The following is a 15,807-nucleotide window of genomic DNA, read 5'->3' as shown; positions in this document are numbered from 1 at the left end:
TTGCTTTACTTTGTATTCAAATTAGACTATTATGTTGGAAATTATTCAAAAACCATGGCCTTGGTATATATCAGGGCCCCTAATTGCCCTTATTATGTATTTACTACTTAAGCAAGGTAAAGATTTTGGGATGTCCAATAATCTGAGAACGATGTGTTCGATAGCGGGAGCTGGTAAAACAAGTGCTTTTTTTAGATTTGACTGGAAATCTCAAATTTGGAACCTGTTGGTAGTATTAGGAACTATAATCGGTGGTTTCATAGCACATTTCTATTTAAGCGACGGAAATCCTTCTGACATCAATAGTAAGAGCATCGCTGACCTTCAATCTTTAGGGATCATCGATAACCTGAAAGGGTATATGCCCGAAAGTCTCTTCAAGTATAACGGTTCACTTTTCCAATTTTCACTCTTAAGCATAGGCGGATTATTGATTGGCTTCGGTACACGATATGCCGGTGGATGTTCATCAGGACATGCCATCTCCGGACTTAGCAACTTTCAATTACCTTCATTGATTGCTGTTATCGGATTTTTTATAGGCGGAATCATTATGGTCCACTTTATTTTTCCACTTATCTTCTAATTACAAAATGAAACAATTAAAATTCATATTAATCGGCATATTCTTTGGAATCATCATGTATAAGTCAGAGGCCGCTTCATGGTATCGCATCTACGAAATGTTTCAGTTTAGATCCTTCCATATGTATGGAATTATAGGAACAGCGTTAACAACTGCAATCATCATTGTACAGATCATTAAAAGAAAGAATGTAAAAGACAGTGAAGGACAAACTATACAATTCGTAGACAAAAATAAAAGTATCACACGTTATCTACTTGGTGGTACCATCTTCGGATTAGGTTGGGCTTTGACAGGTGCATGCCCTGGCCCCATGTTTACACTTCTTGGTGCAGGCTACTGGACTTTGGGAGTGGTACTTATATTTGCATTAATAGGAACATGGATTTATGGCCTTTTACGAAATAAATTACCTCATTAAAATCAAAATTTATGATAACAATTCAGCAAGAATTTTCTGGAATTTTCGAAAAAGAATTGGTTACTGAGATGGAACAAGTCGCAGTCATCAAAAAATTCATGGCAGGCGAAGTCATCATAGACATTGGTCAATATATTAAATTTATGCCCCTACTTTTAGATGGTGTAATCAAGATTATTCGCGAAGATAAAAATGAAGGTGAATTATTATTATACTTTTTAGAAAAAGGAGATACTTGCGCCATGTCCATTGCCTGTTGCGTCGGTGCAAAAAAAAGTGAAATAAGAGCGATTGCAGATGTCGATACTACAGTAGCTATGATCCCAAACCAATACCTAGACGGTTGGATGGGAAAGTATAAATCTTGGCGTAACTTTATTTTAGAAAGCTATTCCAATCGACTTAATGAAATGCTAACAACAGTTGATAATATCGCTTTTTCACAGATGGATGTACGCATCATGAATTATCTGAAGGAAAAAGCAACAATAAGTCAATCACAAAGCATTGATGTCACCCATCAGATCATTGCCACTGACCTCAATACATCTCGTGTGGTCGTATCTCGCATCTTAAAATCTTTAGAAAATCAAGGGAAGATCCTATTACAAAGAAATAATATCCGGCTACTCTAGTCAATGGAGATTTAAAATAAAAAATCGAAGGTAACTTATGTTGCCTTTTATCATTTTAGGAGGTCTTACCTTTGAGAAAAAGGAACAATAATATGGAGTTTTCACTCATTCTTGGATACATCTTAGCAATTGCAATTGGTCTCACAATGGGAGCCATGGGTAGTGGTGGAAGTATTTTAACACTCCCCATATTTGTATACCTATTTCATCTAGAACCTATCCAAGCAGTGGATTATTCTTTATTCACCATCAGCATCGTCTCGCTTCTAGGTTTCCATAGGGCATGTACACAAAAAGGAAATCGATTTTAAGACAACAGCACTTTTTATCTTTCCCTCCCTAATATCCGTATACATCGCTAAACACTATATCCTGCCGAGTATACCCGACCGCTTCTTCATAGACCAAGTATCAATACATAAAGATCAGATTATCATGAGTCTCTTTTCATTGATCATTATTGCTTCAGCACTTGCGATGATCATAAAAAGAGATGATAATAGTAAAGTTGAAAGTCCTTCCTATAGCACAATCATTTTGATTGTTCTTGGATTTATAACAGGAATATTAACCGGATTAGTTGGTGCTGGCGGAGGCTTTATCATCGTGCCATCTTTAATACTATTGTTGAGGATTACCATTAAACAAGCAACAGCAGCCTCCTTATTTATCATTGCTATCAATACCTCCTTCGGCCTATTAAGCAATTTCCAACATCTGGATCATATCAATTGGACAATATTAATTATCTTTACAGGAATCACACTGATGGGATTGATGATTGGATTCCAATTGAAAACAAAGTTAAAACCCGAAAAATTAAAAATAGCATTCGGATACTTTCTTGGTGCAATAGGTATTGCCATAGCAGGTACCGAAATCAGTCAGTTTATAAATTTATAAAGAAATAATTATGTTTTTTCAACACATTTTCGAATCATCATTAGCACATGCAAGTTACCTCATCGGCTGTCAAGCCAAAGGAGTAGCAATCGTGATCGATCCTAAAAGAGATGTAGACACATATATAGCACTTGCAGAAAAAAACAACTTAAAAATAACCCATATCGCTGAAACCCATATTCATGCCGATTATCTTTCAGGATCATTAGAATTAGCCGCATTAACAGGGGCTAAACTTTATCTTTCTGAGGAAGGAGGACCAGATTGGCAATATGCTGTTGATCATATCGGCTTAAAACATCAGGATGAAATAAAACTGGGTAATCTTATTTTCAAGGTCCTACATACACCTGGCCATACACCCGAGAGTATCAGCTTCCTATTAACCGATACTCCAGCAACGAACGAACCCGTCATGTTATTCACGGGCGACTTTGTCTTTGTTGGTGATGTAGGCCGTCCAGATCTATTAGAAAATGCGGCAGGTCTAATTGGCACAAAAGAAATTGGAGCACATCAAATGTTTGAGTCTTTGAAAATATTTGCTAACCTACCCGAGTACGTCCAAGTATGGCCAGCTCATGGAGCAGGGTCTGCATGTGGAAAAGCTTTAGGCGCAGTCCCAAGTACAACAGTTGGATATGAAAAAATAAGAAACTGGGCACTACAGTATGGCAATAATGAAGAAGGGTTTGTTGAAGAGCTATTAAACGGTCAACCAGAACCACCAAAGTATTTTGCGATGATGAAAAAACTCAACAAAATCAATCGTCCATTATTAACAGCAGTACCTCAATACAAAGAATTAGAAGCGAACGAATTTAGAGCACATTACAACGCTCATGTCGCATTAGTAGATACCCGCCATAAATTAGATTTTGCAAAAGGATTTATCCCAAACAGCATTAACATTCAAAATAACAAAGCATTCAGCAATTGGGCTGGCTGGGTATTAGATTATAATCAACCATTTATACTCATTGTTGCAAAAGAACAATTAGAAGAGGTGACACGAAAACTGATGCGCATAGGTCTTGATCAAGCAATTGGTTTTATAACACCTGATTCATTAATAACACTTGGTATACCTTTGGATAAACAGGAAATTATTCATTTCGAAGAAATGAATAACGCTTTAGATAACCCAAACGCACAAATTTTAGACGTTCGCAATGATAGCGAATATAAAGCTGGGCACATTCCAAATGCCACACATCTATTTGTGGGTACATTAACAGAAAACCTACATAAAATCGATCCAAATAAAGAACTTTATTTATACTGTCAATCAGGAGATCGTGCTACAATAGCGACATCGCTGTTATACCGAGCTGGGATAAAAAAGATTAAAAATTATAGCGGCTCCATGAAAAATTGGAAAGACCACAAAGGTAAAACCGTAAAATAGCAATAGTAAAATTCTTAGATACCTCCAGGGAGTAGAACAGATCTGGAGGTTTTTTTGTCTCTAATTGATCCCGATACCATCCGGAAAGTAGAAAAAACCCTTCTTTATCAAACAAATATTACAAAACAGGGCTCCCTTCAGTTCCACATATTCCTAATCATTTTTGTAAGTTTGGAGCATGAATTTGAAATACCTCTACACGTTAATCTTAGGACTGTTCGTCTTCCAGACAGCAACAGCACAACGAAAAGGCTATTGGCAACAGACCGTAGATTATAAAATGAATATTGATGTGAACGAAAAAACATATCAATATAACGGAAACATGCAATTGAAATACAGCAATAATTCAGGACAATCACTCAAAAAAGTGTATTTCCACCTGTATTTCAATGCCTTTCAACCCGGATCGATGATGGACAATAGGCTTGCCAATATCGCAGATCCAGATAAAAGAATGACCACCAATCTTGGGACAAAAGATAAACCAAAATACCAGAGCCGTATTGCAACATTAACAGCAAAACAAATTGGTTATCAAAAAATAAAATCATTAACAATGAATGGTAACAATACCAGCTTCAAAGTTGATGGTACACTTTTGGAAGTAACATTACCCAATGCTATTGAAGACGGCGAAACCGCAACATTTGATATGAAACTGGGAAGCCCAAGTCCCTGAACAGATCAGAAGGTCGGGACGTAATTCTAAAGAAGGAGTAGCCCTATCCATGGCGCAATGGTATCCTAAAATGGCACATTTTGATGAATTTGGATGGCACTTAGATGAATATATAGGTCGCGAATTTATCGCTCCTTTTGGTAACTTTGATATCACCATCAATATCAACAAAAATTATATTCTAGGAGCATCCGGTGTTTTACAAAACCCGACAGAAGTAAAAGGCTATGTTGGAAAACCAAGGATCAAAGCAAAAGAAAATAAAGTCCAGTGGCACTATGTTGCTAAAAACATCCATGACTTTGTTTGGGCTGCAGATCCAAAATTTGTTGTTGACTCCGCAAAGAGCAACCAAGGTGTGCATGTATATACTGTATATATTCCAGAAAGCGATTCTGTCAAAACAAATTGGAAAACAGCCTTGGGGTTAGCGACCGAATTTTTCGATTTTAATTCAAACACATTTGGAGCATACCCGTGGCCAAATTATACCATTATCCAAGGCGGAGATGGCGGCATGGAATATGGAACCGCAACATTGGTAACAGGTGGTCGTAATTTAAAAAGCCTAGTCGGTGTCATTTTCCACGAAGCTGCTCACTCTTGGTACCAACAGTTATTCGGAATCAATGAGACCGTAGACGAATGGTTTGACGAAGGTTTCACGTCTTATGTAGAAGAGCTTGCGATGCAAAATCTATTTGAAAAACGTGGCGCCATTGAAGCAAACCCTTCGATCGATGCATATCGTGCATACTACAAACTTGCCTTATCAGGAAAAGAAGAACCTGCCAGCCTGCTTGCAGATTACTACAATACCAATTATGCGTACAGCAATGAAGCGTATAATAAAGGACAGGTGCTAGCAGTACAATTAGGCTACATTATTGGAAAAGACAATTTGGACAAAACATTCTTAGAATTCTATAAACAATGGAAATTTAAACATCCAACGCCAAATGACTTCAAAAGAATTGCGGAAAATATAGCAGGCATCAATCTAAAATGGTACTTCAACCTGTTTATCAATACAACACGCAAGATTGATTACGCGATCAAAACAGTTTCCGATAAAGAAATTACGTTACAGAACAAATCAGATTTCGCAATGCCTATCGATTTGTTAGTAACCTATGAAGACGGAACAAAAGAACTTTTCTATATCCCTTTACGTGAAATGAGAGGCGAAAAACCGGTAGAAAACTTCAAGATATACGAAGGTATTAAAAGAACCACACTAGAAGACTGGAACTGGACACAACCATTGTATCAGATCAATTTAGAAAAAAAACCAGCAAAAGTGATTATAGATCCATCACTACGCTTAGCAGATATCGAATCCAGCGACAATACCTGGGAAAAGAAATAACATTAAAACAAGAGACCGGTTTATTAACCGGTCTCTTGTTTTAATGTTAATCTTCCCGACTTCCATCATCAGCCATCCGCACAATCTTAGGAGAGAAACTTGCGATAATATCCACCAGATCTTCTTGTGCAGCCATCACCTCGTGAATGTTTTTATAAGCCATTGGTGCCTCATCCAGACCAGCCCCGATTAGCGTTATACCATTATCCGACAACATGGATTTCAAATCTTTACGCGCTATGGTTTTTATAGCTTTCGTACGACTCATCAATCGACCAGCGCCATGAGAAGCCGAATGAATTGCCTCCTCTTTTCCTTTTCCTCGCACTAAGAAACCTGGAGTAGCCATCGATCCAGGAATAATCCCCAGCACCCCTATCGCTGCCGAAGTTGCTCCTTTCCGATGCACGATCACCTCCTCTCCCTTCCATAATTCTTTCCATGCAAAATTATGATGATTTTCAACCATCGCCAATCGCTCTGCTCCTAAAGCCCTACTGATTTTCTCATGTATGACCTCATGACAGGCCGAAGCATAATCACCAGCAAGATTCATTGCTAACCAATACTCTTGTCCTTCCGCTGTATCTAAACTCATATATGCCAAATTTTGAGCCTCATAAGGTAAAGAACAAATCTTTTTAGCCAATTTAGTATAATGATCAGCAATAGTTGCTCCCAATCCTCTAGATCCCGAATGCGTCAATAAAGCCACATATCGTCCTTTCTCAATACCAAGGGCCACATCTGCCTCGTTAAACTCCATGACCCCGAATTCAACGAAGTGATTTCCCCCGCCAGAAGAAACCTAATTGTGTCCAAGCCTTATCCTTTAATTGACGAATAAAATCATTCGCTTCAAAAGTCTTATTAGCTAAGACAGCGTGGTCAACACGTTCATGTTTCAAGTAACCATGTCCAGCACCAAATTTGGTATTATCCATAATCACTTTCTTATAAAAATCGTGATGCAGATACAGGTGCTCCTCAGGTACATCAAAAATTGACAATGCCATTCGACAACCGATATCAACACCCACGCCATAAGGAATGACTGCATGATGAGTCGCCAATACCCCACCAATCGGCAAACCATATCCTTGATGTGCATCGGGCATTAATGCTCCCGCAACTGCAACAGGAAGTTTCATCGCGAGATCCATCTGGCGTAATGCACCCTCTTCAATCTGTGACTCACCGTAAATGCTGTAGTCTTGTTTCCCCGCCTTTAAAGAAATCGTAACTTTAGCCACTTCATCAACATTTAAAAGTACTTGCGCCAGCGGTTTGAATATTTCATCCTCCAAATAGCTATCCGGAGCAGCCAATACATCCGCAAATTTCAACAACATCTCTTCTCGGGTAAACCCCAATCTCTTTTTATTAATTTTCAATGCTTCACCTAAAGCAAAATTCTCTTCATATCCCAAAGCAATTAAATCATTGCCATTTATTCGTTTATTTTCCATCGTGATCGTACTCAAATGCATATGTTTAAACCATCGTTTACAGACCGGTCAATCTTTCACATTGGTTATTCTTTTTCCCTAAACAAGGAACAGCACCTCTTTACCGCTGTCCCCTGCACCTCTTTATTTATATCTACCGCTTTAGTCTAAAAAAAAGCAGTAACTGTATTATTTCACGAACAGTTGCTTCAGCTGATCCACAATCTGACCATTACCGGAAACCGATATATTGTTTATTTTTTCAGCAATCTTCTCCACATATTCCATCTCTTTCAATTTAAACAACATCGCATTATCTTCCATCAATTTAGCTGTATTTAACAAGCTTCTTGTAGAAGCAGTTTCTTCACGCCGCGTGATGATATTGGCCTGAGCTTTTTTCTCCGCGACCAGTACCTGATTCATTATCTCTCGGATATCTCCTGGCAAGATGATGTCTTTAACACCGGCATGGAATACCTTTACCCCAAGTAGTTCAACCTGCGAGGCAGTCTCCTCTAGCACATGTGCATTGATAGCCGACTTATTGTCCATCAACTCATCCAAAGTCATTCGACCTATGTAAGAACGTAGGGCCAATTGCATCAGCATGTACAACTGCTTCTCAAAGTCTTTATTTTCAAGCAATGCTTTCAGTACATCCACAACATGGTACTGTATCGAAAAATTAATCCGAATCTGCGCCTTATCTTTAGTCAAGATCTCTTGACCAGCAATATCCATTGTTGTCAATCGTGTATCCACTTTTGAAATACTGATGGATGTCGCATTTTTCCACCAGTAGTATGTACCTGCATCCAATATCTTTGAAAAAGCTCCATCAAGAAATAGTAAACCCTTCTCCGATGGCTCTAACTTAAACTGTCGTACATAGTAAGCTAGCGTCTGCTTCTCTAATAACTGCTTGTGTACAGTTGATCCAATTGCTATCTCCGTGATATCCTCCTTCTGGAAATGATAGGTTAATAAACCCTTCCAGAAGACATGTCTGCCAGCAGCTAGTACCTGCTTATAGTTGTTGTTAACAAAAACCAGACAGATCTCATTATCGGTAACCTCCACCAATTCCACATGCTCCGAAAAACCTGCAAGCTGCAACAATACATCGACATCTAAGCTAACTGGAAAAGGCTTCGACAAATCATATAATGCTAGTTTTTCACCAAAACCTAGCCAGTATTTTCCAGCAGGTAATACACGGGTATACCGATTGTTTTTAACAACTAATCCCAACTGATTGATATCTATAGTTACTCTTTTCATATCTTATTTTATTTTTTATTCTTACTAATATCCATCGCTAGCACAAAACGATGTGCTTTATCCGGATATGTTATCATCTATAAATGATCCTATTATTTAAAAACGCCTCGATTCTTGTTCATTAAATAGAATCGGAATGTAAAAGCGGGCTAAAAGAAAAATAAAATGATGACAGCTTATCCCTAAAGAAAATACACCCCATTCGTGTATTGCTTTAAGTATTCCAATATCCTCAACCTTATCGTTGCCTTTAGCACCTAATTTATACTTCAAAGACCCCATTCAATTGTCTCCCCTTTTTTAAAAAACGAGAAGACCAAACGAGAGACGAAGCGCTTATTAAGTGGAAACTTTTTTACAGAAAGTTTAAAACTTGACTATGGAACTTTCGTTCCTCCAACCGGTGGACACATGTTTGAAATGTGCGTGGGACTCGAACCCACCCTTTTGTTGTACTCTACCCCTGAGTTACTCCGTTCGAGACGGAAGTAGGATTCGAACCTACGACCCCAACATGAGACAATCGTGATTTTTTTAAAGTCAGTATATTATTTTCGACTGAAACAACACTACCCTGCTATACAGAAACAGGAGACGAGGACCTCAAAATCATGCACTATGTCATACACCCTTTCAGGTATATATCTTAAAAAGCTATTCGCTTACTTTCTCAAAGAACTATTTGTCTTGATCGACATTACAAATGTGCGCACCCCATCACGCAACCTTCCTGCGTAGTAAAACATATTGTCAAAAAACAAAACAAAAACAACACATTAACCTGAAAATCAAACGAATAAATTTGTTAAAAAAAATAAAAACCATTAATAAAAAACTTCATGCGCAAATACATTGCGCAGTAAAAATGAATTTTGTACATTTAAATTCGTAACATTTCATCAAAAACAAAATGTCCACCAATAAACTTGCATTAATACGCTACAAAACCATAGACAGTTGCCTATGTCAACGTCATCGCAAATGGACGTTAGAAGATCTTATTGAAAAAGTATCCAATGCACTTTATGAGCTGGAGGGTATCCATAATGGTATCAGCAAAAGAACAATACAGGGCGATATTCAACTTATGCGCAGCAATAAACTTGGTTACAACGCTCCTATCATTGTTACAGATCGGAAATTCTATAGCTACAGTGACCCTCAATATAGCATCAGCAATTCGCCCATTACCTCCTTAGATATGAAGAAGATGAAAGAAGCGGTAGACTTACTAAAGCATCTTAATGGATTCTCTTATTTTGACGAAATGAGTGATATGATCTTACGTTTAGAAAATAGTCTCATTAAGTCGAAAGGAACTCAAAAGCCTGTCGTGCAAATGGAAAGTAATAAACTATTGAAAGGTTTAAACTGGATCAGCACCCTGCATCATGCCATCCTCGAAGAAATACCTTTACTCATCACTTACAAATCCTTTAAGTCACTTGGACCAACACAGGATGTTTATTATCCATATCTCTTAAAAGAATACCGCAATCGGTGGTTCTTAGTTTGTAAACCAAAAAAAGGAAAATTATTACTTATCCTTGCCCTTGATCGTATAGTAGATATTGATGAAATGGCAAAAAATGGGTTCGTACCTTATGACGGAATTGATTTCGAACGCTATTTTGCAGATACAATCGGGGTAACAAAAAGTCAAAAAGACCGTGGTCAAAAAGTGATCTTAAAAATCGACAGCTTCAATGCACCATATGTAGAAACAAAACCTTTACATAACTCCCAGCAGATCATTGATAAAAATAACGATGGTAGTATTCTCATTCGTCTTGATGTCGTCTTAAACTTTGAACTGGAGCGCGAAATTTTAGGATTTGGAGAAAACATAGAAGTTATTGCACCCCGAAATCTACGAGATCGGATAAAAAGAAGAGTCAGTAAAAACCTCCAACAGTATACCAAAGAAACAGAATAAATCCATTTTAATATGGATTTTCCTTTACCTTTGTCATCAAAACAAATTACCCATGATCTATTTTCACATTCCATTCTGTAAGCAAGCCTGTCATTACTGCGACTTCCATTTCAGTACCTCACTGAAATACAAAGACGAAATGCTCAGCATGTTATACAAGGAAATTGAACTTAGAGCCGATTATCTGGAAGACAAAAAGATTCAATCCATCTACTTTGGTGGAGGTACACCCTCCATACTCGAAGCAGAGGATATCTCCAGACTCATTGATAAAGTATCCAAGCACTTTGAGATTGACTCCAATATAGAGATTACACTCGAAGCCAATCCCGACGATCTGAACCGGGAGAAAGTCGAGAAACTTCGTCAAACTGAAATCAACCGCTTTAGTATCGGAATTCAATCCTTCTTTGAAGAAGATCTAAGATGGATGAACAGGGCGCACAACCAAAAAGAGGCTGAATCATGTATCATGCGGGTTCAAGATGCTGGATTCGAAAATATCACCTGCGATCTGATCTACGGCTTTCCACTATTAACCAATGAAAAATGGAAGAAGAATATGCAAAAGCTGGTAGATTTCCAGATTCCACATATTTCATCCTACTCCATGACCGTAGAAAAGAAAACTGCACTTGATCATATGATCAAAACAGGTAAATCGGCAGCAATAGATAGCGATCAAGCGGCAGATCAAATGCTTATGCTTATTGCGCATCTAACAGAATCCGGTTTTGAACAATATGAAATCTCCAATTTTGCTAAAAACGGCATGTATGCCAAACATAATACGAACTATTGGAAAGGGAAACACTATTTAGGAATAGGTCCATCGGCACATTCTTTTAATGGCAAGTCACGTTCATGGAATATCGCCAACAATGCCAAATATATACAGGATATTGCTCAAAATTCTCTTCCGTTGGAAACCGAGGAACTTTCATCACTTGACCGTATTAATGAATACACGATGACCTCACTCCGAACCATGTGGGGCATTAATCTAACCGCTGTAGAAGAAAAGTTTGGCGCAGAAGTAAAAAAACAACTGCAGAACAATGCTGCAGAATTCATTGATAACAATCAATTAAAGCAAGTAGAAAACAAGATCACACTAACCGACAGTGGAAAACTAATGGCAGACCACATTATGTCCGAGCTATTTATCGTAGATTAAGGGATACGTTCACGATAAATTTTGTAACTTCATACTTATGGCAAAATTGTTGACGTTTCTTCTTTTTCTATTCATGGGCATACCCAGCATTTTTTCTCAAATTAGACAAGTCGACATTGTAAAAAAAGAGATCAGTATTATAAATAAAGGGAGTGCTTACGAACTCAAGGCTTCTGAATTAGAAGACGAGCAAATTAAGATTACTTTCAGGAACGATATTAAAGATAAAATAGACTTTGGTGAAATTTACCTTAAATCACAAAAAGACTTCGAAGATCTATATGAAATCATTTTAAACGGATTCAGAACAAAAAAAGATGCGACCATTTTTGTTGACTTAGGAGCAAGCAGACTAGCACTCTTTTATTCCGATATGCTATGGGGAAATCCCCAATTGCAGCTGATACATAGCTATAAAAATGCATTGTACTCTACAAAAAGCACGAAAATGCTCAGTAAAAAAGATATTATTAAGTTCTTTAAAAAAGACCTATAAATCTGAATATCATACAAATTAAGAAATGCTATATTCACCTTTTGGAGCATTTATAAATCCGAACAAAAACAACTCTTATTTCAATAATTTAGAAGAATAAAGATATTTCATAATAATTGCAGTAGCACCTGCATGTTGTTGAACATATTGTTTTGCTTGTTTCCCCGCATATTCCCGTTTAACATTATCCTGCAGGCACGTAAGCACCTTAATCAGTTCTTCCCGATTAAGAATTGAAAACCCAGCCCCTTGCTCAATAAGGTCTTTAGCCTCTTGAAATTTATGATATTTGGGACCAAATATAACAGGAACACCATAAGTCGCGGCCTCTAACGTATTATGAATACCGACCCCAAAACCACCACCTATATAAGCTATCTTTCCATAGCCATACAATGATGAAAGCATTCCGATATTATCAATAATCAGCACCTGAGAATCTATTATTTTTTGATCAGCATAAGAAGGATAGTTTGAGAAACTGTAAGGCATCAGGAAATAACTCTAAAATTGACTTTATATGAGCATCATGAATTTCATGTGGTGCCAATATCAACTTCCACTTTGGAAATATCAACATCATCTCTTTTAATATCTGCTCATCTTCCAACCAAGTACTACCAGCCACCAAAACAGGAGATTCGCCAACAAATTGCGCAACTTCAGGAATACGCCTCAACTGCTTTGGCAATTCAACCACACGATCAAAGCGCGTGTCACCCGTCAACCCAACATTTCTAAATCCATGCTCTTTCAATAAATGAACGCTCTCTTCATTCTGCATGAAAAAATAAGTCACAGCGCTCAAGATCTTACGAAAAAAACCACCATAGGACTGAAAGAATATTTGATCCGGTCTAAAGATTGCCGAAATCATCAGTAATGGGATTTGTCTATTTTGCAGCTCAGAAAAATAATGATACCAGTATTCATATTTTGTAAAAATGACAAACTCAGGATTTATGAGATCAATAAACAGTTTTGCATTTTTTGCTGTATCGTCGGGCAAATAAAAAACGTAATCTGCCAGATTAGTATTTTTACGAACCTCATATCCTGAGGGAGAATAAAAAGTTATAACAATTTTTTTAGTGGGAAAATCTTTTTTTATACTTTCTAATACAGCCCTACCTTGTTCAAATTCACCCAACGAAGCAAAGTGAAACCAAATGTGTTTTTGCCCCGTTTCAACCGTTTGACTCATGTATGCATACCAGTCCCTCCTACCATCCACCCAAAGCTTTGCTTTAGAATGAAAAGGCGCTACAAGGCGTAATAAAAGGCCATAAAGATAGATTCCTAAAGAATAAAGAAGGCGCATGTTCGTAAAATAATACTTATATTCGTCAAAGATATTAAACCTTTTCTAATTGTTAGAATAAGTGGAAAACAAGATACGCAAACGAATTTTAATAACAGGAGCCGCTGGATTTCTAGGCTCTCACCTTTGTGATCGTTTTATTCAAGAAGAATACCACGTCATTGGTATGGATAATCTCATTACTGGAGACCTTAGAAATATCGAACACTTATTCAAGCTATCAAATTTCGAGTTTTACAATCATGATGTCTCCAAATTCGTCCATGTACCAGGGCACCTCGATTATATTTTACACTTCGCATCACCAGCAAGTCCAATAGACTACCTAAAGATTCCAATTCAAACGCTTAAAGTTGGCTCATTAGGCACACACAATCTATTAGGTTTAGCATTAGAAAAAAAGGCGAGAATCTTGGTAGCATCCACATCCGAAATTTATGGCGATCCACTTGTAAGTCCACAATCTGAAGATTATTGGGGCAATGTAAATCCAGTAGGACCACGTGGCGTCTATGATGAAGCCAAACGTTTTCAAGAAGCGATTACCACGGCCTATCACAACTTTCATCAATTAGAAACAAGAATCGTACGAATCTTCAATACATTTGGACCTCGCATGCGTATGAATGACGGCCGAGCAGTTCCCACCTTTATCACCCAAGCACTACTAGGAGAAGATATCACCCTATTTGGCAACGGTGAACAAACAAGATCATTTTGCTATGTAACTGATCAAATAGAGGGCATTTTTAAAGTACTGCATTCAGATTGCACTACCCCCATCAACATTGGTAATACGGAAGAAATTTCACTCAACCAGTTAGCGAGTGAAATCTTACAAATTACACAGGCCACAGGAAAAAAGGTCTATCAACCACTCCCCACAGAGGATCCAAAGCAGCGGAAACCAGATATTTCGAAAGCAAAGAGAATATTAAACTGGGAACCCGAAACTTCGAGAATAGCAGGATTGGAAAAAACGATTGCTTACTATCAATCGTTACCCATAGAAAATTTAGAACATAAAGACTTTACATATTATAACTTTAAGCAATGAGCAAAATACTTGTAACAGGCGGAACAGGATATATTGGTTCGCATACAGTTGTTGAATTACATAATGCAGGTTACACACCGGTTATCGTTGACAACTTATCTAATTCTAACATCAAAATGTTAGACCAAATTGAAAAAATTATCGGCATAAAACCTGAGTTTCATCAATTTGATTTATGTGACGAGACAAAAGTTTTAGAATTTGTTAAAAACAACACAGATATTAGTGGTATCATCCATTTTGCAGCATCCAAAGCAGTTGGAGAATCCGTTCAAAATCCACTAAAATACTACCATAACAACTTTTTCTCGTTAATCAATCTCTTAGAAGCTTATCGTGAAAAACCGGTGAACTTTGTATTTTCCTCTAGCTGCACCGTTTATGGAGAGCCCGATTACTTACCTGTAGATGAAGCTGCACCAGTAAAAAAAGCAACTTCTCCTTATGGCAATACCAAACAGATTGCAGAAGAAATTTTAGAAGAAACAGCTAACGCATATGACAACTTTAATATCATAGCATTACGTTATTTCAATCCAGTTGGAGCCCACGAAACTGCATTAATCGGAGAATTACCATTAGGAGTTCCTCAGAACCTTCTACCATTCATTACACAAACCGCTATTGGCAAACGTGATAAATTGACGGTATTTGGCAATGATTTCGATACGAAAGATGGTTTCTGTGTCCGTGACTTTATCCATGTTGTTGATTTGGCAAAAGCACACGTTGCAGCAATTAAATTATTAGAAAAAGGAAATCCTAAAGGAAAATACGATGTCTTTAACGTAGGTACAGGAAATGGATATTCTGTTTTAGAAGCCATTAAAGCGTTTGAAGAAGCATCAGGTCAAAAACTGAACTATGTAGTAGGGCCACGTCGTGAAGGAGATATCGTGAAGGTGTATGGTGATGTCACTAAATCGACCAATGAGTTGAATTGGAAAGCACAATTAGGCATCTTTGAGATGATGGACAGCGCTTGGAAATGGGAGAAATACCTACACGAAAATCCAATCGTTTAATAAAAAAATAGGCTAGCTGTATTATTGGTTAGCCTATTTTACATTGTCCCACAATCCTA

18 protein-coding genes are annotated in these 15,807 nt (G+C 37.5%); 13 read left to right on the top strand and 5 right to left on the bottom strand.

All coding sequences use genetic code 11. From position 1 onward, the window contains the following. The first annotated feature begins 94 nt into the window (after positions 1-94). The 8 genes from ACFX5U_RS00450 (at position 95) to ACFX5U_RS00415 (ending at position 6,004) form a co-directional block, all read left to right on the top strand. On the top strand, positions 95-586 hold the full coding sequence (locus tag ACFX5U_RS00450; RefSeq protein ID WP_400262244.1) for a YeeE/YedE family protein: 492 nt from the start codon (positions 95-97) through the stop codon (positions 584-586). 7 nt (positions 587-593) lie between these two features. After that, positions 594-1,007: a DUF6691 family protein gene (locus tag ACFX5U_RS00445; RefSeq protein WP_038695365.1), complete on the top strand. Its 414-nt coding sequence runs from the start codon at positions 594-596 to the stop codon at positions 1,005-1,007. Positions 1,008-1,018: 11 nt separating this feature from the next. Beyond that, on the top strand, positions 1,019-1,642 hold the full coding sequence (locus ACFX5U_RS00440) for a Crp/Fnr family transcriptional regulator (protein WP_400262243.1): 624 nt from the start codon (positions 1,019-1,021) through the stop codon (positions 1,640-1,642). Positions 1,643-1,734: 92 nt separating this feature from the next. Then, on the top strand, positions 1,735-1,953 hold the full coding sequence (locus tag ACFX5U_RS00435) for a hypothetical protein (RefSeq protein ID WP_400262242.1): 219 nt from the start codon (positions 1,735-1,737) through the stop codon (positions 1,951-1,953). Next, positions 1,919-2,545: a sulfite exporter TauE/SafE family protein gene (locus ACFX5U_RS00430; RefSeq protein WP_400263630.1), complete on the top strand. Its 627-nt coding sequence runs from the start codon at positions 1,919-1,921 to the stop codon at positions 2,543-2,545. The genes ACFX5U_RS00435 and ACFX5U_RS00430 overlap by 35 nt, the downstream gene beginning before the upstream one ends. A 10-nt stretch (positions 2,546-2,555) precedes the next feature. After that, positions 2,556-3,953: an MBL fold metallo-hydrolase gene (locus tag ACFX5U_RS00425; protein ID WP_280571262.1), complete on the top strand. Its 1,398-nt coding sequence runs from the start codon at positions 2,556-2,558 to the stop codon at positions 3,951-3,953. A 178-nt stretch (positions 3,954-4,131) separates the two neighbouring features. Then, entirely contained in the window at positions 4,132-4,635 is a 504-nt protein-coding gene (locus ACFX5U_RS00420) for a hypothetical protein (protein ID WP_400262241.1), read from the top strand. A gap of 49 nt (positions 4,636-4,684) precedes the next feature. Continuing rightward, a complete protein-coding gene (locus ACFX5U_RS00415; RefSeq protein WP_400262240.1) occupies positions 4,685-6,004 on the top strand; it encodes a M1 family metallopeptidase in 1,320 nt (439 codons plus the stop codon). 46 nt (positions 6,005-6,050) lie between these two features. Here ACFX5U_RS00415 and ACFX5U_RS00410 read toward each other — a convergent pair whose 3' ends face one another. The 3 genes from ACFX5U_RS00410 to ACFX5U_RS00400 all read right to left on the bottom strand — a co-directional run bounded on the left by ACFX5U_RS00410 (position 6,051) and on the right by ACFX5U_RS00400 (position 8,736). Beyond that, a complete protein-coding gene (locus ACFX5U_RS00410; RefSeq protein WP_400262239.1) occupies positions 6,051-6,770 on the bottom strand; it encodes an RtcB family protein in 720 nt (239 codons plus the stop codon). Positions 6,771-6,780: 10 nt separating this feature from the next. Then, positions 6,781-7,488 (bottom strand): RtcB family protein, encoded by a 708-nt coding sequence (locus ACFX5U_RS00405; RefSeq protein WP_400262238.1) that lies wholly within the window; start codon positions 7,486-7,488, stop codon positions 6,781-6,783. Positions 7,489-7,641: 153 nt separating this feature from the next. Continuing rightward, a complete protein-coding gene (locus tag ACFX5U_RS00400) occupies positions 7,642-8,736 on the bottom strand; it encodes a slipin family protein (protein ID WP_280571268.1) in 1,095 nt (364 codons plus the stop codon). A gap of 910 nt (positions 8,737-9,646) precedes the next feature. Here ACFX5U_RS00400 and ACFX5U_RS00395 point away from each other — a divergent pair. The 3 genes from ACFX5U_RS00395 to ACFX5U_RS00385 are packed head-to-tail and all read left to right on the top strand — an operon-like array spanning position 9,647 to position 12,345. Next, positions 9,647-10,672, top strand: coding sequence for a helix-turn-helix transcriptional regulator (locus ACFX5U_RS00395; RefSeq protein WP_400262237.1), 1,026 nt, complete (start codon positions 9,647-9,649; stop codon positions 10,670-10,672). Positions 10,673-10,724: 52 nt separating this feature from the next. Continuing rightward, positions 10,725-11,849, top strand: coding sequence for a radical SAM family heme chaperone HemW (gene hemW, locus ACFX5U_RS00390; RefSeq protein ID WP_400262236.1), 1,125 nt, complete (start codon positions 10,725-10,727; stop codon positions 11,847-11,849). A gap of 37 nt (positions 11,850-11,886) precedes the next feature. After that, complete coding sequence (locus ACFX5U_RS00385; RefSeq protein ID WP_400262235.1) at positions 11,887-12,345, top strand: hypothetical protein; 459 nt, start codon at positions 11,887-11,889, stop codon at positions 12,343-12,345. A gap of 75 nt (positions 12,346-12,420) precedes the next feature. Here the strand turns inward: ACFX5U_RS00385 and ACFX5U_RS00380 are convergent, their stop codons facing one another. Further along, positions 12,421-12,837 carry a 3-deoxy-D-manno-octulosonic acid transferase gene (locus ACFX5U_RS00380; RefSeq protein WP_400262234.1) on the bottom strand — a complete coding sequence of 139 codons (417 nt, stop codon included), beginning with the start codon at positions 12,835-12,837 and terminating at the stop codon, positions 12,421-12,423. Beyond that, positions 12,800-13,666 carry a 3-deoxy-D-manno-octulosonic acid transferase gene (locus tag ACFX5U_RS00375; RefSeq protein ID WP_400262233.1) on the bottom strand — a complete coding sequence of 289 codons (867 nt, stop codon included), beginning with the start codon at positions 13,664-13,666 and terminating at the stop codon, positions 12,800-12,802. Before ACFX5U_RS00375 ends, ACFX5U_RS00380 begins: the two co-directional genes overlap by 38 nt. A gap of 61 nt (positions 13,667-13,727) precedes the next feature. Between ACFX5U_RS00375 and ACFX5U_RS00370 the strand changes: the two genes are divergently transcribed. Together ACFX5U_RS00370 and galE are read left to right on the top strand one after the other, a co-directional pair. Further along, positions 13,728-14,723, top strand: a complete 996-nt coding sequence (locus ACFX5U_RS00370) for a GDP-mannose 4,6-dehydratase (RefSeq protein ID WP_400262232.1) — start codon at positions 13,728-13,730, stop codon at positions 14,721-14,723. Then, positions 14,720-15,748: a UDP-glucose 4-epimerase GalE gene (gene galE / locus ACFX5U_RS00365; protein WP_038695340.1), complete on the top strand. Its 1,029-nt coding sequence runs from the start codon at positions 14,720-14,722 to the stop codon at positions 15,746-15,748. Before ACFX5U_RS00370 ends, galE begins: the two co-directional genes overlap by 4 nt. The last annotated feature ends 59 nt before the right edge of the window (positions 15,749-15,807 follow it).

The organism is Sphingobacterium sp. SG20118, from assembly GCF_044740685.1.
In the GTDB taxonomy this organism is placed as follows: Bacteria; Bacteroidota; Bacteroidia; order Sphingobacteriales; family Sphingobacteriaceae; genus Sphingobacterium.
The sequence above is the reverse complement of the archived record's forward strand: the minus strand, read 5'-3'. Positions and strand labels throughout refer to the sequence as shown.

Coding starts and splice junctions, on each gene's coding strand:
- ACFX5U_RS00450 (WP_400262244.1), top strand. CDS start 95: ATGTATTTACTACTTAAGCAAGGTAAAGATTTTGGGATGTCCAATAAT.
- ACFX5U_RS00445 (WP_038695365.1), top strand. CDS start 594: ATGAAACAATTAAAATTCATATTAATCGGCATATTCTTTGGAATCATC.
- ACFX5U_RS00440 (WP_400262243.1), top strand. CDS start 1,019: ATGATAACAATTCAGCAAGAATTTTCTGGAATTTTCGAAAAAGAATTG.
- ACFX5U_RS00435 (WP_400262242.1), top strand. CDS start 1,735: ATGGAGTTTTCACTCATTCTTGGATACATCTTAGCAATTGCAATTGGT.
- ACFX5U_RS00425 (WP_280571262.1), top strand. CDS start 2,556: ATGTTTTTTCAACACATTTTCGAATCATCATTAGCACATGCAAGTTAC.
- ACFX5U_RS00420 (WP_400262241.1), top strand. CDS start 4,132: ATGAATTTGAAATACCTCTACACGTTAATCTTAGGACTGTTCGTCTTC.
- ACFX5U_RS00415 (WP_400262240.1), top strand. CDS start 4,685: ATGGCGCAATGGTATCCTAAAATGGCACATTTTGATGAATTTGGATGG.
- ACFX5U_RS00410 (WP_400262239.1), bottom strand. CDS start 6,770: ATGGAGTTTAACGAGGCAGATGTGGCCCTTGGTATTGAGAAAGGACGA.
- ACFX5U_RS00400 (WP_280571268.1), bottom strand. CDS start 8,736: ATGAAAAGAGTAACTATAGATATCAATCAGTTGGGATTAGTTGTTAAA.
- ACFX5U_RS00395 (WP_400262237.1), top strand. CDS start 9,647: ATGTCCACCAATAAACTTGCATTAATACGCTACAAAACCATAGACAGT.
- hemW (WP_400262236.1), top strand. CDS start 10,725: ATGATCTATTTTCACATTCCATTCTGTAAGCAAGCCTGTCATTACTGC.
- ACFX5U_RS00385 (WP_400262235.1), top strand. CDS start 11,887: ATGGCAAAATTGTTGACGTTTCTTCTTTTTCTATTCATGGGCATACCC.
- ACFX5U_RS00380 (WP_400262234.1), bottom strand. CDS start 12,837: ATGCCTTACAGTTTCTCAAACTATCCTTCTTATGCTGATCAAAAAATA.
- ACFX5U_RS00375 (WP_400262233.1), bottom strand. CDS start 13,666: ATGCGCCTTCTTTATTCTTTAGGAATCTATCTTTATGGCCTTTTATTA.
- galE (WP_038695340.1), top strand. CDS start 14,720: ATGAGCAAAATACTTGTAACAGGCGGAACAGGATATATTGGTTCGCAT.